We start from the raw sequence: 19,034 nt of genomic DNA on the forward strand, positions 1-19,034 counted from the left end.
GGAGCTACTGCCCCAGATACTTCTTCATCTCGGCGATCAGGCCGTCGCGCAATTCCGGGCGCTTCATGCCGTAGGCGATGTTGGCGCGCAGGAAGCCGGGCTTGGAGCCGCAATCGTGGCGCTCGCCCTCGAACTCGACGCCGTAGAATTTCTGCGTCTTGGCAAGTCCGATCATGGCGTCGGTGAGCTGGATCTCGCCGCCGGCGCCGCGCTCCTGGGTCTCCAGGATCTTGAAGATCTCGGGCTGGAGGATGTAACGGCCGGTGATCGAGAGGTTGGAGGGCGCCGTGCCCTTGGCCGGCTTCTCGACCATGCCGTCGACCTCGAACATCTTGCCATTGCGCTTGCCGACGCCGCAGATGCCGTATTGATGGGTCAGATGATCGGGCACCGCCTCGACCGCGATCAGATTGGATTTCTCGCCAAGCGAGGATGCCATCTCGATCATCTGCTTCAGGCAGCCGGGCGTGTTGAGCACGAGCTCGTCGGGCAGCACGACCGCGAACGGCTCGTCACCGACGATGTCGCGCGCGCACCAGACGGCGTGGCCGAGACCGAGCGGCGCCTGCTGGCGGGTGAAGCTGACGGCACCGGCGTCGGGCTGGTTCTGCGCCAGGATGTCCTGCTCGGCCTTCTTGCCGCGCGCGGCCAGCGTCGCGTCGAGCTCGAACATCCGGTCGAAATGATCCTCGATGACGCTCTTGTTGCGGCCGGTGACGAAGATGAAGTGCTCGATGCCGGCTTCCTTCGCTTCGTCGTAGACGTACTGGATCAGGGGCTTGTCGACGATGGTCAGCATTTCCTTCGGCATCGCCTTGGTGGCAGGCAGGACGCGGGTGCCGAGGCCGGCGACTGGGAATACAGCTTTGCGAATTTTCATGTGATCGATCGAATACCTGAGGACGTGAACGGAGCAATGGCATCTTGCTAGCCTGTTTGCAGCCGCCAACAAAGGCGGATGTGGGGCCTCGCCCCGACAGAGTTAAGAAAAAGGCCGCCACCAAAATTTCACCTTTGTTAAGCTATTGGCAACGCTAACCAGGCCTCCTGTGGCGGATTTTCGGGCCGACGGGTGGGACATGATGCAATCAGTGGCAGGACGGGTTCGATTCCTGGCCGGGACAGCGATGATCGCGGCAGCTTTGCTGATGCCGGCATGCGCGCACGCCCAGGCGCAGAACGGCCTGTCCAATCTGTTCGGCGGCATCTTCTCCGGCCAGAATTCGGCGCCAACGCAAGCAGCGCCCGGCGGCGCGCAGACGGGAGCGTTGCCTTGGAGCGGCGAGGACGGCGCCTCCGGCCATCCGCTGATGACGGCTGCCGCGATCCGCGAGGCCGCCGGCAACTTCGACAATTGCGTCGCGGCGATGTGGCCTGATGCCGCACGGCGCGGCATCACCCAGGAGAATTTTGAGCGCTTCACCGCCGGGCTCTCTCCTGACCTGCGCATCATGGACCTCATGGACTCGCAGCCGGAGTTCACCAAATCGATCTGGGACTATCTCGACATCCTGGTGAACGACAACCGCCTCGCCAAGGGCCGCGAGATCCTCGCCAAATACAAGGCGCAGTTCGACGCCACCGAAAAGGCCACCGGCGTCGACCGCTACATCATCGCCTCGATCTGGGGCATCGAATCCAACTACTCGACGCAGATGGGCGACCGCAGCGTGCTGCAATCGACCGCGACGCTCGCCTGCATCGGACGCCGCCAGGCCTATTTCAAAGATGAGTTCCTCTCCGCATTGGAGATCCTCAACCGCGGCGATCTGCGCCCGGAGCAGATGCGCGGCTCCTGGGCCGGCGCCTTCGGTCCGACCCAGTTCATGCCGACCGCGTTCAAGCGTTTTGCGGTCGACGGCGATGGAGATGGACGGCGCGACGTCGTCGACAATCCGGCCGACCTGATTGCATCGACTGCCAACAATCTGAAGAAGGATGGCTGGCAGCCCGGCCAGACCTGGGGCTTCGAGGTCGTGGTGCCCGAAGGATTCAACTACATGCTGGCCGACCGCGCCAAGGCGATGCCGATCGCGCAATGGGAGAAGCTCGGGCTCAGGCGGGCGAATAACCAGCCCTTCCCGCATCCGGCGGAGAAAGCCTACCTGCTGGCGCCGGCAGGCGCGCAGGGGCCAGGCTTCCTGATGCTGCAGAACTACCGCGTCATCATGAAGTACAATCCGGCCGAAGCCTATGCGCTGGCGATCGGCCATTTCGCCGACCGTCTGCGCGGCGGGCAGCCCTTCGTGCAGCCCTGGCCGCGCCAGGAGCGCGAGCTGTCGCGGACCGAGCGGCTGGAACTGCAGCAGCTCTTGGCCCAGCGCGGCTTCTACAAGGGCACTCCGGACGGCCAGTTCGGCAGCCAGACACGGGAAGCCCTGCGCAACTTCCAGGCCTCGATCGGGATGCCCGCCGACGGATTTGCCTCGTCCGACGTGCTGGACCGGCTGCGCGGGCGGTAAAATCGCGCCGAAAGTAACCCTGAACGGGGATTTTGGCCGGCAGCTTTGACGGAGCCGGCTGTTCCCCGGTGTATGGGACAAGAATCTGCGATGGAATTTGCCCGTTTGGCGCCTGATTCCGTTATTATGTCGAGCTACTCCTATCCCCATTGCGCGTGCCCGAGATCGCATGTCGAAGAAGTCCCTGTTCAAGGCGCTGACCGAGACCGGCCCGTTGATCGCGCTGGGGACGGCGCTTGCGATCCTGGTCTCGGTCGCAGGACCTGCCTCGGCACAGTTCTTCAACTTCCCCGGCTTCGGCGGCCCGCCGCAACGTTCGGCCCCACCGCCCCGGGGCGGCGGAGGTGGCGGCTGGTTCGGCGGCGATTTCTTCGCGCCGTTCCAACAGCCGCCGCCGCAGGCACCGCGCCAGGATTTTTCGCGCGCGCCGGCACCAGCCAAGCGCGACACGATTCCTGAGAAGAACGTGCTGGTGATCGGCGACGCCATGGCCGACTGGCTCGCCTATGGCCTCGAAGACGCCTACGCCGAGCAGCCCGACATGGGCGTGATCCGCAAGCACAAGACCACGTCCGGCCTCATCAAGTATCAGCCGAAGGGCGAGCCCGCGGACTGGGCGGCCGCAGCCAAGGGCATTCTCGAGACCGAGAAGCCCGACGTGATCGTCGTCATGCTCGGCCTCAACGACCGCATCGCGATCCGCGAGCCCGCCGCCGACAAGTCGGACAAGGCTTCAGACAAGGACAAGAAGAACGACAAGGGCGCGCGCGCCAAGCAACCGGCCAAGCCCGGCGACGCCAGGCCCGGCGACGCCAAGCCCGACACCGCCGCCAAGCCTGACGATAAGCCTGCCGATGCCGACCTGCCGCAGGACGACGCCGACAATGCCGACACGCCGGCGGCCGCGCCGGAGAAGACTGCGCGCAATCCCAATGGCCTGTACGAATTCCGCGACGAGCGCTGGGTCGAACTCTACGGCAAGAAGATCGAGGAGCTCGCGGGCGTCCTCAAGGCCAAGGGCGTGCCGGTCCTTTGGGTCGGCCTCCCCGCAGTTCGCGGACCGAAGGGCACCGCGGACACGCTGTTCCTGGATTCGCTGTACCGTGAGGGCGCGGCCAAGGCCGGCATAACCTATGTCGACGTGTGGGACGGCTTCGTCGACGAAGCCGGCCGCTTCCTGCAGAAGGGCCCGGATTTCGAAGGCCAGATCCGTCAGCTCCGCAGCTCCGACGGCGTGTATTTCACCAAGGCCGGCGCGCGCAAGCTGGCGCACTATGTCGAGCGCGAGATCACGCGCCTGCTTGCGGGGCGCTCCGGCCCGATCACGCTGCCGAGCGAGCCTGCGACCCCCGATACCAGCGCCGAGCCGGGCAAGCCTGCACCGCGCCCGCTGGCCGGGCCGATCGTGCCGCTGGTTGCAGCCTCGATTTCGACCGATCAATTGCTGGGCGGGCCAGGCACGCGTCCCGCTGCCGTCGATGCGCTCGCTGCGAAGACCATGGTGAAGGGTGAGCCGCTGGCCGCGCCGGCCGGCCGCGCCGACGATTATGTCTGGCCGCGCCGGGAAGTCGGCCGCGAGCAGGCCAAGGGCGATACGCCGGTGGCCGCAACGACGCCCGACGGCGGCGCCGCCTCTCCCAATGCATCAGGGGCGGCCGCGGCGATCGCTCCGCCAAAGCTCGCGCCGAAAAAGCCGCAGGTCCCGCCGCAGCAGCCGGCGCAGGCAACGCCCTCATTCCGGGATTTCTTCGGCTTCGGCTCTCCGCAACCTCCGCCGCCGCGTCAATTGACGCCAGCCCCAGGGCCGCGCAATCCGAACTCAAATCCAGCAATCCCGCGCCCGCCGGGCAACGTCGGGCGATCGGCGGAGATGTTCCGGTAGGCTTCTGAGCTGCGGTCTCGTGTCCCGGACGCAACGGCGTCGAAGACGCGCGTGAACGCGCTGACGGTGCTACGCTGCGTCCGGGGCACGATGATCGGCTGTCGCTCAACCGTAATAGCGCCAACGCGGCGGCGGGCGGCGCGCGGGGCGCGACATCAGAAGCGCCAGCGCGAAGCCGATGCCGCCAGCAACCAGCAGCGCGCCAAGCGGGTTGTCGTGCACCTTCTGCGCGATGGCTTTCGAGCCGTCGCGGAAGCTCTCGCCACTGTTCTCATAGGCGTCCTTGGCATAGCTCGCGGCGGTGTCCGTGGCATCGCGCACCGCATCCTTCGCCTGGCCGTAGAGATTCTGCACCGTGCCCGCGGCTTCCCGTGCCTTGCCTGAGGCCTGCGTTTTCGCGTCTCCCGCCATCTCGCCGACGGTGCCTTCCACGCCCCCCGCCATTTCCTTGGCTGATCCAACGATCCGATCCGCGTCCATGATAATCCTCCTCGGTGATCAGCCGAAGTAACCGATCAAAAGCAGCGCGGTTCCTTGCGATTGCCTACAGAATGAGCCCGCCATCGACGACCAGCGTCTGGCCGATGATGTAGGACGACAGCGGCGAGGCCAGGAACAGCGCGGCACCCGCCATGTCGGCCGGCGTGCCCAATCGCCGCAGCGGGATGCGGGCGAGCGCGCCCTCCAGGCGTTTCGGATTGTCGGTCGTGACCTTCGTCATCTTGGTGTCGACGAGCCCGGGCGCGATGCCGTTGACGCGGATGCCGTCCTCGGCCCAGGCCTCGCCCAGCGTGCGCGTCAGTCCGACTGCACCGGTCTTCGATGCATTGTAGGCGGGATTGCCCATGGTGGAATGATAGGCCGCGGTCGAGGACACGATGATGAGCGACCCCTTGGAATCCCGCAACATGGAATGAAAGCGGCTCGCGCAGGCCATCAGACTCATCAGATTGACCTCGACCACCTTGCGAAAGCCGGCCATCTCGAACTCGCCGCGGCGATAGAGCACCGCGCCCTGCGCGAGCACGAGGATGTCGAGCCGGTCGAACAACGGCTTGAACGCCTCGATTGCGGCGGCATTGCTGACGTCGAGTTGCGCGTAAGCGAGGCCGGTGAGATCGGAGCCTTCTTCAGCTGAATATTCCGTTGCGCGAGCGCGCGTGCCGCAAACGGCAACAGTTGCGCCCTTGGTACGAAAAGCCTGCGCGATGCCGTTGCCGATGCCGCTGGAACCGCCGACCACCAGTACCTGCTTGCCTGAGAAATCGAGCTCGTTCGCCATTCTCGGCCTCCCCTTTGTCTTGCTTGTTTGACCTGTCTGCGGATCGATGCCAGCCTTGTCAATCAACAAGAACAAGCCCCGCGCGAGGAAACAGCATGTCCGACTTTAGGGAGCTCAGCCGGTCCGTGAGGGGCCTCACCGTTCTCGTCACCGGCGCGGCCAGCGGCATGGGGCGCGCGACCGCGCGCGTGTTCGCCGCCGAGGGTGCGAATGTTGCCGCCACGGATTTCGACGAGCAAGGTGCGCATGCGGTCGCCAAGGAGATTGCAGCGAGCGGTGGCGCTGCAAGGGCCTGGAGGCTCGACGTCGCCGACGGCGGCGAGATCAAGCGCGTGTTCGGTGATGTCGCGGCGCATTTCGGCGGGCTCGACATCCTCGTCAACAATGCCGGTATCTCCGTGCGTGTCGCGATCGACGACGAGGCCTATGAGGACGCCTGGGCCAGGGGCATCGCCGTGATGTTGACGGCGCATCCGCGCATCATTCGCGCGGCGCTGCCCTACCTGCGCAAGTCGAAGAGCCCGCGCATCGTCAACATCGCCTCGACCGAGGCGCTCGGCGCCACCGCATTGCACAGCCCCTATTCGGCAGCGAAGGGTGGCGTCGTGAGCCTCACCCGCTCGCTGGCGGTGGAGCTTGGACGCGAGGGCATCACCGTCAACTGCATCTGCCCGGGTCCGATCCGCACCGCCATCACCGATCGCATCCCGGAGGAGCACAAGACCATCTACGCCAAGCGCCGTACTGCGCTCGGCCGTTACGGCGATCCCGAAGAGGTCGCGCATATGACGCTGAGCCTGTGCCTGCCGGCAGCGTCGTTCCTCACCGGTGCGGTGATCCCGGTCGATGGCGGGCTGATGGCGCGGAATGCGTGAGAGGCATCGAAGGTGCGTAGCCCGGATTTCGCTGCGCGTAATCCGGGGCTCTCACCTCGCGGAAAGACTTCCCGAATTACGCTGCCGCTCTATCCGTGCTACGGGCAGCCATGCGCTGCGAGCGTTGACAACGCCTGTTGCGGGAGTAGCTTTTTCGCCAACAGAGCGGGACCAACCGCTCGCAATCCGCGGGAGAAAACGCCATGACCATCGCCATCCGGCAGCTTCAGAAGCATTTTGTCGGCGAGGTTTCCGGCCTCGACCTGCGAAAGCCTCTCACACCGGATGAGGCGCGCGAGGTCGAGGCGGCTATGGACAAATATGCGGTGCTGGTTTTCCATGACCAGGACATCACCGACGAGCAGCAGATGGCCTTCGCGCTGAATTTCGGCCGGCGCGAGGACGCGCGCGGCGGCACCGTGACCAAGGAGAAGGACTACCGGCTGCAATCCGGCCTGAACGACGTCTCCAATCTCGGCAAGGACGGCAAGCCGCTGCCGAAAGACAGCCGCACGCATCTGTTCAACCTCGGCAATTGCCTCTGGCATTCCGACAGCTCGTTCCGCCCCATCCCGGCAAAATTCTCGCTGCTGTCGGCACGCGTGGTGAACCCGAAAGGCGGCAACACCGAATTCGCCGACATGCGTGCGGCCTATGATGCGCTCGACGACGAGATCAAGGCGGAGATCGAGGACCTCGTCTGCGAGCACTCGCTGATGTATTCGCGCGGATCGCTCGGCTTCACCGAATACACCGACGAAGAGAAGGAGATGTTCAAGCCGGTGCTGCAGCGGCTGGTACGGACCCATCCCGTGCATCGCCGCAAATCGCTGTATCTCTCATCGCATGCCGGCAAGGTCGTCGGCATGAGCGTGCCGGAGGGACGCCTCCTGCTGCGCGATCTCAACGAGCACGCGACGCAGCCGGAGTTCGTCTACGTCCATAAATGGAAGCTGCATGACCTCGTGATGTGGGACAACCGTCAGACCATGCATCGCGTTCGCCGCTACGACCAGTCGCAGCCCCGCGACATGCGCCGCGCGACGGTGGCGGGGACCCAGCCGACGGTGCAGCAGCAGGCGGCGGAGTAGGGGTCAATCACCACTGCACAGCGCTACTCAGCCCTGGTGTCATCGCCCGGCTTGCCGCCTTCGCTGAAGCTTCGGCGGCCGAGCACCCCTGTAGGCCCGGCGTAGCCTAAAGCGCGATGAGATTTGGATGAATCGTCATCGCGCTTTAGCTTGTTGTTCACGCATGATCTTTCCGGAAAACCGCTTCGCACTTTTCCGGATCATGCTTTAGCGGAGCCGGGAACCGGGCGATCCAGTACACCGGGAAGGTTGTGATAGAAGATAAGCCGCGGCGTACTGGATGCCCCGATCAAGCCGGGGCATGACAGCTGAGGGTGACGCGCAACAGCGGAAGGTGTCGCGCCAGCTACGCGTGCCCCGCTTCGTTCGAGAGCATGCCCGGATCGATGCCGATCTTCTGCAAAGCGCGATTGTATTTGTCCTCGACGTCGTCGCCGAAAATCAGATCCGTATCCGCATCGCAATGCAGCCAGCCATTGCTCTGGATCTCCGTCTCGAGCTGGCCCGGCGCCCAGCCGGCATAGCCGAGCGCGAGGATGGCGTGCTTGGGGCCGGAGCCATTGGCGATCGCGCGCAGGATGTCGACGGTCGCGGTGAGGCAGACGCCGTCATCGATCCGCAGCGTCGCATTCTCGATGTAGAAGTCGCTGGAATGCAGCACGAAGCCGCGGCCGGTATCGACCGGCCCGCCGCGCAGCACCTTCATGCTTTCGGCATTCTCCGGCAGCTTGATGTGGTCGCCCTTCTTGATGATCCCGAGCTGCTCCAACAGCTCGGGGAAGTCGATGCTGCCGGCCGGGTGGTTCACGATGATGCCCATCGCGCCCTCGGCGGAATGAGCGCAGAGATAGATCACCGAGCGCTCGAAGCGGGGATCGCCCATCACGGGCATCGCGATCAGGAGCCGGCCGTCGAGATAACCGGCCGAATTGGGCAGCGGGGGGCCCGAGCTGCGGGTGCCTTCGCCCGTCCTCTTGCCAGTGGGAGCCATCGGTGAAGCACTCCGGTTTCAATTCCTATCCTGATGTCGGACCTAGCCGCTGTCAAATCAAGGCTTGCGGCGATTGGATTCGAGTGCATCCATCACAAGCAATTCAATGGTTTGGCCTGGGACGACCCTGTAAAGACGTGCCATGCTCACAAGAGTTCCCCTGCGTGCGGCGATTGGCGTCGCGACAACCCTGCTCGCGTCCTCGTTCGCCATCGCAGCCCGCGCCGATGACGCTTCGCCGTGGCAGCGCGACGGACATTCCGCGGTGCGGCTACTGGCGGGATCGCGCAGCGGCGCGGTCCTGCTGGGCGGTATCGCGTTCCAGCTCCAGCCGGGATGGAAGACCTACTGGCGTACCCCCGGCGATTCCGGCGTTCCACCCCGGTTCGACTTCTCGAAATCCGACAATGTCGAAGCGGTGACGATCATGTGGCCGGCGCCGCTGAAATTCGACGACGGCGCGGGCGGCCATTCGATCGGGTATCACGACCAGATCGTACTGCCCCTGCGTATCGTCGCCAAATCGGCCGACAAGCCGGTGACGCTGCGCGCCGAGATCAATTACGCGGTGTGCGAGAAACTCTGCATTCCCGTCGAGGCCAACGCCGAGCTCGGCTTCAACAGCGTCGCCTCGACCGAGGATGCGAACCTGCGCGCGGCGCTCGACACCGTGCCGAAGCCCGCCAATATCGGCGACCCCAATCCGCTCACCATCCGCGACGTCAAGCGTGACGGGCCGAAGAACGTCGTGGTCGACGTGGTTGCGCCCGACAGCCGCAACGTCAATCTGTTCGTGGAAGGGCCGACGCCGGACTGGGCGCTGCCGATTCCGGCGCCGGTGCAGCCCAGCCCGCCTGGGGTGATGCGGTTTACGTTCGAACTCGACGGTCTGCCGCCGGGCGCCAAGCCCGAGGGCGCCGCGCTGAAGTTCACGCTGGTCGGGCCGGACAAGGCGTACGAGTTCAATACGAATCTGGAGTGAAGAGTCGTCCCGGCAACGGTCAGGACGGCGGCGAGTGAGTTGCGCTGTCTCGCCCACTCTCAGCTGTCGTCCCGGACAAGCGCGCCCCAAGCGCGCGCCGAGACTCGGAGTTAACAGCTCGCGCTCCAACGTCTCCCTGGGCTATGGGCTCCGGATCGGTGCTTCGCTTGTCCGGGACGACACCGAGGATGGGACGGCCACCCAACCGAATCTTAACGAATGGTTGCTAAGTCCCAACCCTGTAGCGCGTGCGGAACGCGCTTGGGGATTTTCGAATTGGCCGTGACGGATGCACAACCCGCAACGACCGGAGCGGCCGGCCTGATCGCGCGGCTGCGGGCTAAGCTCGCGGGCGGATCGAGCGAGGCGTCGCTGACGCGGCGGCTCGCCGGCACCATCTTCGTCATCCGCGTCATCAGCGCCGGGCTTGCCTATGTCTCGCAGGTGCTGCTGGCGCGCTGGATGGGCACGTCCGACTACGGCATCTATGTCTATGTCTGGACGTGGGTGCTGCTACTTGGCAGCATGATGGATTTCGGCATCTCAGCCTCCGCGCAAAAGATCATCCCGGAGTACCGGACTAGCGGCGAGCATGCGCTGCTGCGCGGCTTCCTCTCCGGCAGCCGCTGGCTGACCTTTGCCGTATCCACCCTGGTGTCGCTCGGCCTCGTCGCCATCGTCAAGCTGCTGTCGCCCTGGATCGATCCGGCCGAGGTGCTGCCGCTCTATATCGGCTGCATCACGCTGCCGGCTTTCGTGGTCGCCAACACCCAGGACGGCATCGCGCGCTCGTACGACTGGATGCAGCTCGGCCTGATGCCGCAATTCATCATCCGTCAGGCCCTGATCATCGGCATCACGGCCGGCGCGTTCGTGCTTGGTTATCACCTCGGCGCGGTCGCTGCGATGGTGGCGAGCGCCGCCGCGGTCTGGATCGCGATGACCGGGCAGATTGTGGTGCTGAACCGCAGGCTCGCCGATCACATCGAGCCGGGCCCGAAGGCCTATGACGTCAGGGGCTGGCTCGCCGTGTCGCTTCCGATCCTGTTGGTGGAGAGCTTCTACCTGCTCTTGTCCTACACCGACGTGCTGGTGCTGCAGCAGTTCCGCCCGTCCGACGAGGTCGGCGTCTATTTCGCCGTGGTGAAGACGCTGGCGCTGGTCTCGTTCATCCATTACGCGATGTCGGCGACGACGGCGCACCGATTTGCGGAATACAATGCGCTCGGAGACAAGGCGCGCCTGTCGGCCTATGTGGCGCATGCCATCAACTGGACGTTCTGGCCGTCGCTGGCCGCGACCATCGTACTGCTCGCGCTCGGCAAGCCGCTGCTCTGGCTGTTCGGGCCGCAATTCACGGTCGGCTACGACATCATGTTCATCGCTGCGATCGGCCTCGTGGTGCGCGCCGCGATCGGCCCGGTCGAGCGCCTGCTCAACATGCTCGGCCAGCAGAAGATCTGCGCGCTGGCTTATGCGCTGGCCTTCGTGATGAACGTTGCGCTCTGCGTGATCCTGGTGCCGCGCTTCGGCGGTCACGGCGCGGCGGCCGCGACCTCGATCTCGCTGAGCTTCGAGACGGTGCTCTTGTTCTGGATCGTGCGGCAGCGACTGGGACTGCACGTGCTGGCGTTTGGTAAATAGCTCCGCCTGCCCTGCCGCTTGAGAAACGCCCATGGCGTGAAAAGCCCGGCAACGAGGCAAAACGACTACCCGCCCCCGGTCGGCAGCATGATTTTTCTTATTCCTCCTAAGTAGTTGCGCCCCAGGGAAAGTTTATTCTACGTCATATTGCTCAACCGACGAGATAAACCCAACATTCCCCGGACCATGATCGATCCACTCTACGTCGCCTCCGGATTTGGTGTCGGCCTGCTCGTCGGCATGACCGGCGTAGGCGGCGGCTCGTTGATGACACCGCTGCTGATCCTGTTGTTCGGCGTCCATCCATCCACTGCCGTCGGGACGGACCTGCTCTATGCCGCCGCGACCAAGACCGGCGGCAGCATCGTGCATGGCTGGTCGCGCAGCGTGCACTGGCCGGCGGTACTGCGGCTGGCCTGCGGCAGCATTCCGGCGAGCGCGCTGACGCTGCTGGTGCTGTGGAAGCTCGACCCCAGAAGCGACACCGAGCGCAGCCTGGTCAACGTGGTGCTGTGCTTTGCACTGCTGCTGACCGCCACGTCGCTGATCTTCCGTAAGGCGCTCATGGAGCGCTACCGCAAGAGCCTGGAGCGGGTCGACGAGCGCACCACCGCGGTCGCGACCGTCGTCACCGGTATCGTGCTCGGCGCGCTGGTCTCGATCTCCTCCGTCGGCGCCGGCGCGGTCGGCGTCACCGTCTTGCTGCTGCTCTATCCGCGCCTGCCGATGGCGAGCATCGTCGGCTCGGACATCGCCCATGCCGTGCCGCTGACGCTGGTCGCGGGCGTCGGGCACTGGGCGCTCGGCGACGTCGACTGGGGCCTGATGGGCGTGCTGCTGATGGGCTCGCTGCCCGGCATCGTCGTCGGCAGTTATAGTGCAACGCGCGTGCCCGAACCGGTACTGCGCTTGACCCTCGCCAGCGTGCTGTTCGTGGTCGCCGGCAAGATCATGTTCGCGGAGCTGAATTTGTCGTCGGCGATCGTGACGGCGCTGGCGTGGAGCCACTAGCGAAGGACGGACATCGTTCCGTCTCGCTGTCCTCGCCCGGCTTGACCGGGCGATCCAGTATTCAGAGGCGGCTGTGGTTGAGCCGAGAGGCCGCGGCGTACTGGATGCCCCGCCTGCGCGGGGCATGACATCGGCAAGACAAGTCGGTGCCGCTACTCCGCGGTCCAGCCGCCGTCGATCGACAGGTTGGTGCCGGTGATCTGCGCGGCGTCGTCGCTGCACAGGAACAGAGCGAGGGCTGCGACCTGCTCGGAGGTGACGAACTCCTTCGTCGGCTGGGCATCGAGCAGCACGTCGTTGATGACCTGCTCCCGTGTCAGATTGCGCGCCTTCATGGTGTCGGGGATCTGCTTCTCGACGAGCGGCGTCCAGACGTAGCCGGGACTGATGCAGTTGCAGGTGATCTTGTGGGTCGCGACCTCCAGCGCCACGGTCTTGGTGAGGCCGGCGATGCCGTGCTTGGCCGAAACATAGGCCGACTTGAAGGGCGAGGCGACCAGCGAATGTGCCGACGCCGTGTTGATGATGCGACCCCAGCCCTTCTTCTTCATGCCGGGGATTGCGGCGCGGATGGCATGGAAGGCCGAGGACAGGTTGATGGCGATGATCTGGTCCCACTTCTCGAGCGGGAATTCCTCGATCGGCGACACGAACTGGATGCCGGCATTGTTGACGAGGATGTCGACCGAGCCGAACGTCTTCTCGCCGAGCGCGATCATCCCGGCGATCTCGGCCGGCTTGGTCATGTCGGCAGGCGAGTAGATTGCCTTGACCTTGAAGTCGGATTCGATCTTGGCGCGTTCCTTCTCGATGTCCTCGGGCGAGCCGAAGCCGTTGATGACGACGTTGGCTCCGGCGGCGGCGAAGGCGCGCGCATAAGCGAGTCCGATGCCGCTGGTCGATCCGGTCACGACAGCGTTCTTCCCTGACAGACTACCCATTCTATTCGCTCCTTTTTGCCGGGGGCGCGGTGACGTCCCCCGTGAGATCGTAGGTCACCATGGTCTCGCCGGACTGCGGCCGCTCCAGCCAATCCTTGTGACGCATCGACAGATGCACGTCGCGCACGCCGGCCTCCCAATGCTCGACCATGGCGACGTGCGAGAAATCGTAATCCTTGGACGAGGATTCGTAGTTCTTGCTGCGATAGATCAGATGCACCACGGTGACGGTGCTTTCACGCGACACTTTCGCCAGGAATTCGACGGAAGGATCATTCTTGAGATAGTCCGGCAATTTGCCGATCAGGTCGCGCACGGCCCTGCGCGCGTTGTGCAGCTGCTTGTTCTTGTCGGTGTTCATCCGCGTGCGGCTCGAATAGCGGATATCCTTCTCGCGCTCGGCGGCCTCAAGCAGCGAATTCGGCAGGTCGCCGCGCGCGGAAAACAAGTCGACCTGGAAGATCAGCATGTCGCGTTCGACCCCGGCATCGAGCACGTAGTCGAGCGGGGTGTTGGAGGCGATACCGCCGTCCCAATAATGCTCGCCGTCGATGACCACGGAGGGAAAGCCGGGCGGCAGCGCGCCCGAGGCCATGATGTGCTCGGGGCCGATCTTCTTGCCGAGCTTCTTGAACTCGTAATTGTCGAAATATTTGAAGTTGCCCGAGGTGACGCCGACCGCGCCGACCGACAGCCGCGTCTCCAGATCGTTGATGCGATCGAAATCGACGAGACGCTCCAGCGTCTTCTTGAGCGGCGAGGTGTCGTAATAGCTCTCCGCTTCGGGATGTCCCGGCGGCCAGAGCGGCGCCGGCGGAATGCGCGGCGTGAAGAAACCGGGCACGCCGAACGTCGCGATCAGCGCAGCGCTGGTCGAATTGAACAGCTCGCGGCTGTGGTCGCTCTTGCCGACCGGCTTCCACGGCACGGGCGCAGAGACCATTTCCCAGAATTCCTTCAGCCGCTTGACGCGGGTGTGGCCCTCGTTGCCGGCGATGATGGCAGCGTTGACCGCGCCGATCGAGATGCCGGCGACCCATTCCGGCTCGAAGCCGTAGCCGCACAGTGCCTGGTAGGCGCCGGCCTGATAGGAGCCGAGCGCGCCGCCGCCCTGGAGGACCAGGACGCGTTGCGCATTGGCGGGGACGCTGGTGGATTCCGGACTATGATCGATCATGCGGAAACAATAGCAAATGGCGCACCACCGTGGCGACACTCCGCCGCGGCGTCAATGCATCCCGGATCAAGTCTGGCTTATCGGGGCTCCGTCGAGGCCAGGATCATGGTCCAGAACACCTTGTATTTGGTGCCGGGAGCATAGCTCGCCGCGATGCCTAATTTTGTGACACCGCCCTTGAGCATGTTGGCGCGGTGAGGCGGCGAGTCGCGCCAGCCGGAAAACGCTTCCGCCAGCGTATGATAGCCGGCCGAGATGTTCTCGACCGCCACGGTCGCGGGATAACCGCCGGCGGCAAGGCGCTTGGCCAAGGGCGCACGGACGTCGTGGTCCATCTTGTTGGCCGCGGCCATGGCCTGGGATTGGGATTCGGCAAGCCGCATCAGGTCGGCGTCGACCACGACCGCGCCGAGCATGTTGTTCTGCCGGTATTGCGAGATCATCACCGCGGCGGCCTGTGCATCGAGCTTGGAGCCCGGCACCGCCATGTCGGTATACATCGACGGCTCCTGGACCGGTGCTTCGTTGCCGGCACAGCCGGCGAGCAGCAAAGTGATGAGAATTGCGGCCGCAGCGCGCATTTTTAGAAGCCCCCAAATGAGGGGCCGTTGTTGCATACCAACAGTGGCTGAAAGGTGAATTTTGAGGAAAATCGTAGTTGTCATTCCGGGACGATGCGAAGCATCGAACTATGGTGCGCAATTGCGCACCTGAGAATCTCGCGCCAAAACCTCGGGATTCCGGGTTCGCGCTGGCGCGCGCCCGGAACGACGGGATTAGCCCGCAAAGATCCGGTAACGGCGAGGTTCCAGGCCGATCGTGTCGCCGGCACGCAGCTCCTTGTCGCGCGGCGCGTCGATCTCGATGGTTTCGCCGCCTGATAGGGCGACCTCGGCGCGCTGCACGGGACCGAAATTGCGGACGTGCTGCACGGCACCCTCGAAGGCGCCGCTGCCGGGCGGACCGACCAGCATGTCATGTCGCCGCACGAACAGTCGTGACGCGCCAGGCACCAATCCATCCGCTGCGAGCTTGAGCGGCTGCTCGCCGAGCCTGATAACACCGTCCGCGACCTGAACCGGCAGCTCGATGCATTCGCCGATGAAGCCGTGGACGAAGGCGGTCGCCGGCGTCTCGTAGACGTCATCGGGCGAGCCGATCTGCTCGATCCTGCCCTTGTCCATCACCACGACGCGGTTGGCGACTTCCAGGGCTTCCTCCTGATCGTGGGTGACGAAGATCGAGGTGACGTTGATCTCGTGGTGCAGCGAGCGCAGCCATTTGCGCAGCTCTTTCCGCACCTTGGCATCGAGCGCACCGAAGGGCTCGTCGAGCAGGAGGATGCGCGGCTCGATCGCGAGCGCGCGGGCGAGCGCGATGCGCTGGCGCTGGCCGCCGGAGAGCTGGCTCGGATAGCGGTCCGCGAGCCAGTCGAGCTGGACGAGATCGAGCAGCTCTTTTACGCGCGCACGGATGCTCGCTTCGTCCTTCCGGACTGCGCGCGGCTGCACGCGCAGGCCGAACGCTACGTTCTCGAACACGGTCATGTGGCGGAACAGCGCGTAGTGCTGGAACACGAAGCCGACATGCCGCTCGCGCGCGCCCTGCGCCAGCGCGTCCTCGCCGTTGAACGAGACCTCGCCCGAATCGGGCCAGTCGAGGCCGGCGATGATCCGCAGCAAGGTGGTCTTGCCGGAGCCGGAGGGACCGAGCAGCGCCAGCAATTCGCCGTTGTCGACCTTGAGGTCGACGCCATCCAGCGCGGCAAAGCTGCCGAACTTCTTGACGAGATTTCTGACTTCAATGGTCACTGGCGTCTTCTCCTTCGTCGAGATGACGTTCGAGAACGGTTTTTACGATCAGCGTGATCAGCGCGAGCATCGCCAGCAGCGAGGCGATCGCGAAGGCGGCGACGAACTGGTACTCGTTGTAAAGAATCTCGACCAGCAGCGGCATGGTGTTGGTCTCGCCGCGGATGTGGCCGGAGACGACGGAGACCGCGCCGAACTCGCCCATCGCGCGGGCGTTGCAGAGCAGGACGCCGTAGAGCACGCCCCATTTGATGTTGGGCAGGGTGACGCGGAAGAAGGTCTGCAGGCCCGAGGCACCGAGCGAGATCGCAGCCTCCTCCTCCTGCGTGCCCTGCTCCTGCATCAACGGGATCAGCGCCCGCGCCACGAACGGGAAGGTCACGAAGGTGGTGGCGAGCGCGATGCCTGGCACCGCGAACAGGATCTGGATGTCGTGATCGCGCAGCCAGGTGCCGAAATAGCCCTGCGCGCCGAACAGCAGCACGAAGACGAGGCCCGAGATCACCGGGCTGACCGAGAACGGCAGGTCGATCAGCGTGATCAGGAAGGTCTTGCCCTTGAAGTCGAACTTGGCGATGGCCCAGGCGGCGACGAGGCCAAACACCAGATTGAGGCCGACCGAGATCGCCGCGACAATCAATGTCAGCTCGATCGCCGCCATCGCCTCCGGCTCGGCGAGCGCGGCGAAATAGGCGAGGAGGCCGCGCGAGAACGCCTGCGCGAACACGACGACGAGCGGCAGCACGACGAAGACGGTGAGAAACATCACCGCCAGCGCAATGATGACGATGCGTACCGCGCGCGGCTCTGTGCGGAGGTTGTCGCGGGCCGCCGCCGCATGCGCGCGCGCCTTTGCACGTGCCTTGGCCTCGGAGGCCGATAGCGACACGGAATCTGCGATCTGCATCGTCATGATCCGCCCTCAGCGTGCCGGGATCCGGCTCTGCGCCCAGCGCTGGAGCCGGTTGACGGCGAAGATGATGACGAAGGAGACGACGAGCATGACCACCGCGATGGCGGTCGCATCGGCGTAGCGGAATTCGGAGAGCCGGATCACGATCAGGAGCGGCGCGATCTCGGAGACGTTGGGCAGATTGCCGGCGATGAAGATGACCGAGCCATATTCGCCGACCGCGCGGGCGAAGGCGAGCGCGAGGCCGGTGAGCAGCGCCGGTGCGAGCGACGGCAGGATCACGCGCACGATGGTCTGCCAGCGGCTGGCGCCGAGACTGCCCGCAGCCTCCTCGATCTCTGGGTCGAGATCCTGGAGCACCGGCTGCACCGTGCGCACTACGAAGGGAATGCCGATGAAGATCATGGCGACGAAGATGCCGACCGGGGTGAACGCCACCTTGATGCCGAGTGCTGCGAGCGGCGCGCCCAGCCAGCCCTTCTCGGCGAACAGCGCGGTCAGCGCGACGCCGGCGACCGCCGTGGGCAGCGCGAAAGGCACGTCGACGATGGCATCGAAGATGCGCCGGCCGGGAAAGCGGTAGCGGACCAGTGCCCAGACGATGATGCTGCCCATCACCAGATTGACGCAGGCCGCCGCGAAAGCGAGCCCAAACGACACGCGGAGCGCGTTCAGGGTGCGGCGACTGGAGAGAATGTTCCAGAACTGCTCGGGACTGAGCTCGAGCGATCTCAGGAACAGGCCGGCGAGCGGAATCAGGATAATGACGGATAGCCAGGAAAGCGTCAGTCCCATGGTGAGACCGAAGCCCGGCAATGTCCGACGTCGTGCAACGACTGCGCTCACCCGGCCCCCTGCTAAAGCCACCTACAACAGCGCGCGATCAGTTCTTGTAAATCTGATCGAAGACGCCGCCGTCGGCAAAATGTTCCCGCTGTGCCTTCGTCCAGCCGCCGAAGACGTCGTCGATCGTGAACAGTTCGACCTTGGCGAAGGCATTCTCATACTTTTTGGCGATCTCCGCATCGCGCGGACGGTAGAAGTTGCGCGCGGCGATCTCCTGCCCCTCCTTGGTGTACCAATATTGGAGGTAGGCGTCGGCGGCATTACGGGTGCCTTTTTTATCGGCAACCTTGTCGACGATGGCGACCGGCGGCTCGGCGAGGATCGATTGCGGCGGCGCCACGATCTCGAACTTGTTCGCGCCGAACTCTTTCAGGGCGAGGTACGCCTCGTTCTCCCAGGCGAGCAGCACGTCGCCGACGCCGCGCTCGACGAAAGTCACGGTCGCGCCGCGCGCGCCGGTATCGAGCACCGGCACCTGCTGATACAGCTTGCCGATGAACTCCTTGGCCTTGTCGGCCGAGCCGTATTTCTTCTGCGCAAAGCCCCAGGCCGCAAGATAGTTCCAGCGCGCGCCGCCTGATGTCTTCGGGTTCGGCGTGATCACCGCGACGCCCGGCTTGAGCAGGTCGTCCCAATCCTTGATGCCCTTGGGATTGCCCTTGCGGACCAGGAACACGATGGTCGACGTATAGGGTGACGAATTCTGCGGCAGCCGCTTCTGCCAGTCGGCGGCGGTGAGGCCCTTGCCGGCGATTGCGTCGATGTCATAGGCGAGTGCCAGCGTCACCACGTCAGCCTGCAACCCGTCGATCACCGCGCGCGCCTGCGACCCGCTGCCGCCATGCGACTGCTTGATCTCGACGCTCTTGCCGGTTTCCTTCCGATAGGCGTTCGCGAACGCCTTGTTGAACTCGACATACAGCTCGCGTGTCGGATCGTACGACACGTTCAACAGATTGATATCGGCGGCGAGAGCCGAGCTTGCCAAGAAACCCGTTGCGAGCAGTCCTGCCACGAGCGGAACGATACGGCGCATCATGTCCATCTCCATTCACCTCGACGACATCGGCGTCATCGATGGCAGGCATAACTCGGGGCGAAACGCTCTTAAGTCAACGGAACCGGA

Annotated in this window: 18 protein-coding genes; 7 read left to right on the forward strand and 11 right to left on the reverse strand. The window is 64.7% G+C overall.

The genetic code is table 11. From position 1 onward, the window contains the following. Positions 1-4: 4 nt before the first annotated feature. On the reverse strand, positions 5-880 hold the full coding sequence (locus BRAD3257_RS35590) for a UTP--glucose-1-phosphate uridylyltransferase (RefSeq protein ID WP_122405707.1): 876 nt from the start codon (positions 878-880) through the stop codon (positions 5-7). 199 nt (positions 881-1,079) lie between these two features. Between BRAD3257_RS35590 and BRAD3257_RS35595 the strand changes: the two genes are divergently transcribed. After that, a complete protein-coding gene (locus tag BRAD3257_RS35595) occupies positions 1,080-2,462 on the forward strand; it encodes a lytic murein transglycosylase (RefSeq protein WP_174221613.1) in 1,383 nt (460 codons plus the stop codon). Between the two features lie 169 nt (positions 2,463-2,631). Continuing rightward, positions 2,632-4,344 carry an SGNH/GDSL hydrolase family protein gene (locus BRAD3257_RS35600; protein WP_122405708.1) on the forward strand — a complete coding sequence of 571 codons (1,713 nt, stop codon included), beginning with the start codon at positions 2,632-2,634 and terminating at the stop codon, positions 4,342-4,344. Positions 4,345-4,449: 105 nt separating this feature from the next. On the opposite strand, the gene BRAD3257_RS35605 is transcribed toward BRAD3257_RS35600, so the two are convergent. Beyond that, the gene (locus tag BRAD3257_RS35605) at positions 4,450-4,824 is read right to left on the reverse strand and encodes a CsbD family protein (protein WP_122405709.1); all 375 of its coding nucleotides are present in this window, start codon (positions 4,822-4,824) and stop codon (positions 4,450-4,452) included. A gap of 64 nt (positions 4,825-4,888) precedes the next feature. Beyond that, positions 4,889-5,626 carry an SDR family NAD(P)-dependent oxidoreductase gene (locus tag BRAD3257_RS35610; protein ID WP_122405710.1) on the reverse strand — a complete coding sequence of 246 codons (738 nt, stop codon included), beginning with the start codon at positions 5,624-5,626 and terminating at the stop codon, positions 4,889-4,891. A gap of 95 nt (positions 5,627-5,721) precedes the next feature. Here BRAD3257_RS35610 and BRAD3257_RS35615 point away from each other — a divergent pair, with 95 nt between their 5' ends. Both BRAD3257_RS35615 and BRAD3257_RS35620 read left to right on the forward strand, forming a co-directional pair. After that, the gene (locus BRAD3257_RS35615) at positions 5,722-6,501 is read left to right on the forward strand and encodes an SDR family NAD(P)-dependent oxidoreductase (RefSeq protein ID WP_162500453.1); all 780 of its coding nucleotides are present in this window, start codon (positions 5,722-5,724) and stop codon (positions 6,499-6,501) included. A 203-nt stretch (positions 6,502-6,704) separates the two neighbouring features. Next, the gene (locus BRAD3257_RS35620; protein WP_122405712.1) at positions 6,705-7,592 is read left to right on the forward strand and encodes a TauD/TfdA dioxygenase family protein; all 888 of its coding nucleotides are present in this window, start codon (positions 6,705-6,707) and stop codon (positions 7,590-7,592) included. Positions 7,593-7,938: 346 nt separating this feature from the next. On the opposite strand, the gene BRAD3257_RS35625 is transcribed toward BRAD3257_RS35620, so the two are convergent. Beyond that, positions 7,939-8,583, reverse strand: a complete 645-nt coding sequence (locus BRAD3257_RS35625) for a YqgE/AlgH family protein (protein ID WP_122405713.1) — start codon at positions 8,581-8,583, stop codon at positions 7,939-7,941. Between the two features lie 142 nt (positions 8,584-8,725). Between BRAD3257_RS35625 and BRAD3257_RS35630 the strand changes: the two genes are divergently transcribed. From BRAD3257_RS35630 to BRAD3257_RS35640, 3 genes are all read left to right on the forward strand, one after another. Continuing rightward, positions 8,726-9,565: a protein-disulfide reductase DsbD domain-containing protein gene (locus BRAD3257_RS35630; RefSeq protein WP_122405714.1), complete on the forward strand. Its 840-nt coding sequence runs from the start codon at positions 8,726-8,728 to the stop codon at positions 9,563-9,565. A gap of 276 nt (positions 9,566-9,841) precedes the next feature. After that, entirely contained in the window at positions 9,842-11,209 is a 1,368-nt protein-coding gene (locus BRAD3257_RS35635; protein ID WP_162500454.1) for a flippase, read from the forward strand. 186 nt (positions 11,210-11,395) lie between these two features. Further along, positions 11,396-12,220, forward strand: a complete 825-nt coding sequence (locus BRAD3257_RS35640) for a sulfite exporter TauE/SafE family protein (RefSeq protein WP_122405716.1) — start codon at positions 11,396-11,398, stop codon at positions 12,218-12,220. A gap of 152 nt (positions 12,221-12,372) precedes the next feature. On the opposite strand, the gene BRAD3257_RS35650 is transcribed toward BRAD3257_RS35640, so the two are convergent. From BRAD3257_RS35650 to BRAD3257_RS35680, 7 genes are all read right to left on the reverse strand, one after another. Then, positions 12,373-13,161, reverse strand: coding sequence for a 3-hydroxybutyrate dehydrogenase (locus BRAD3257_RS35650; protein ID WP_122405717.1), 789 nt, complete (start codon positions 13,159-13,161; stop codon positions 12,373-12,375). Between the two features lies 1 nt (position 13,162). Then, complete coding sequence (locus tag BRAD3257_RS35655) at positions 13,163-14,338, reverse strand: DUF3734 domain-containing protein (protein WP_122405718.1); 1,176 nt, start codon at positions 14,336-14,338, stop codon at positions 13,163-13,165. Positions 14,339-14,415: 77 nt separating this feature from the next. Next, entirely contained in the window at positions 14,416-14,919 is a 504-nt protein-coding gene (locus BRAD3257_RS35660) for a CAP domain-containing protein (RefSeq protein WP_122405719.1), read from the reverse strand. A 195-nt stretch (positions 14,920-15,114) separates the two neighbouring features. Further along, on the reverse strand, positions 15,115-16,149 hold the full coding sequence (locus BRAD3257_RS35665) for a sulfate/molybdate ABC transporter ATP-binding protein (RefSeq protein WP_122405720.1): 1,035 nt from the start codon (positions 16,147-16,149) through the stop codon (positions 15,115-15,117). Then, positions 16,139-17,062 (reverse strand): sulfate ABC transporter permease subunit CysW, encoded by a 924-nt coding sequence (cysW, locus tag BRAD3257_RS35670; RefSeq protein WP_122405721.1) that lies wholly within the window; start codon positions 17,060-17,062, stop codon positions 16,139-16,141. The genes BRAD3257_RS35665 and cysW overlap by 11 nt, the downstream gene beginning before the upstream one ends. 9 nt (positions 17,063-17,071) lie before the next feature. Continuing rightward, positions 17,072-17,878 (reverse strand): sulfate ABC transporter permease subunit CysT, encoded by an 807-nt coding sequence (gene cysT, locus BRAD3257_RS35675; protein ID WP_283811084.1) that lies wholly within the window; start codon positions 17,876-17,878, stop codon positions 17,072-17,074. A gap of 67 nt (positions 17,879-17,945) precedes the next feature. Further along, the gene (locus BRAD3257_RS35680) at positions 17,946-18,947 is read right to left on the reverse strand and encodes a sulfate ABC transporter substrate-binding protein (RefSeq protein WP_162500455.1); all 1,002 of its coding nucleotides are present in this window, start codon (positions 18,945-18,947) and stop codon (positions 17,946-17,948) included. Between the last annotated feature and the right edge of the window lie 87 nt (positions 18,948-19,034).

Source organism: Bradyrhizobium vignae, from assembly GCF_900324035.1.
GTDB lineage: Bacteria > Pseudomonadota > Alphaproteobacteria > Rhizobiales > Xanthobacteraceae > Bradyrhizobium > Bradyrhizobium vignae.

Coding starts and splice junctions, on each gene's coding strand:
- cysW (WP_122405721.1), bottom strand. CDS start 17,062: ATGACGATGCAGATCGCAGATTCCGTGTCGCTATCGGCCTCCGAGGCC.
- BRAD3257_RS35660 (WP_122405719.1), bottom strand. CDS start 14,919: ATGCGCGCTGCGGCCGCAATTCTCATCACTTTGCTGCTCGCCGGCTGT.
- BRAD3257_RS35680 (WP_162500455.1), bottom strand. CDS start 18,947: ATGATGCGCCGTATCGTTCCGCTCGTGGCAGGACTGCTCGCAACGGGT.
- BRAD3257_RS35640 (WP_122405716.1), top strand. CDS start 11,396: ATGATCGATCCACTCTACGTCGCCTCCGGATTTGGTGTCGGCCTGCTC.
- BRAD3257_RS35590 (WP_122405707.1), bottom strand. CDS start 880: ATGAAAATTCGCAAAGCTGTATTCCCAGTCGCCGGCCTCGGCACCCGC.
- BRAD3257_RS35655 (WP_122405718.1), bottom strand. CDS start 14,338: ATGATCGATCATAGTCCGGAATCCACCAGCGTCCCCGCCAATGCGCAA.
- BRAD3257_RS35615 (WP_162500453.1), top strand. CDS start 5,722: ATGTCCGACTTTAGGGAGCTCAGCCGGTCCGTGAGGGGCCTCACCGTT.
- BRAD3257_RS35610 (WP_122405710.1), bottom strand. CDS start 5,626: ATGGCGAACGAGCTCGATTTCTCAGGCAAGCAGGTACTGGTGGTCGGC.
- BRAD3257_RS35620 (WP_122405712.1), top strand. CDS start 6,705: ATGACCATCGCCATCCGGCAGCTTCAGAAGCATTTTGTCGGCGAGGTT.
- BRAD3257_RS35600 (WP_122405708.1), top strand. CDS start 2,632: ATGTCGAAGAAGTCCCTGTTCAAGGCGCTGACCGAGACCGGCCCGTTG.
- BRAD3257_RS35595 (WP_174221613.1), top strand. CDS start 1,080: ATGATGCAATCAGTGGCAGGACGGGTTCGATTCCTGGCCGGGACAGCG.
- BRAD3257_RS35630 (WP_122405714.1), top strand. CDS start 8,726: ATGCTCACAAGAGTTCCCCTGCGTGCGGCGATTGGCGTCGCGACAACC.
- BRAD3257_RS35605 (WP_122405709.1), bottom strand. CDS start 4,824: ATGGACGCGGATCGGATCGTTGGATCAGCCAAGGAAATGGCGGGGGGC.
- BRAD3257_RS35625 (WP_122405713.1), bottom strand. CDS start 8,583: ATGGCTCCCACTGGCAAGAGGACGGGCGAAGGCACCCGCAGCTCGGGC.
- BRAD3257_RS35650 (WP_122405717.1), bottom strand. CDS start 13,161: ATGGGTAGTCTGTCAGGGAAGAACGCTGTCGTGACCGGATCGACCAGC.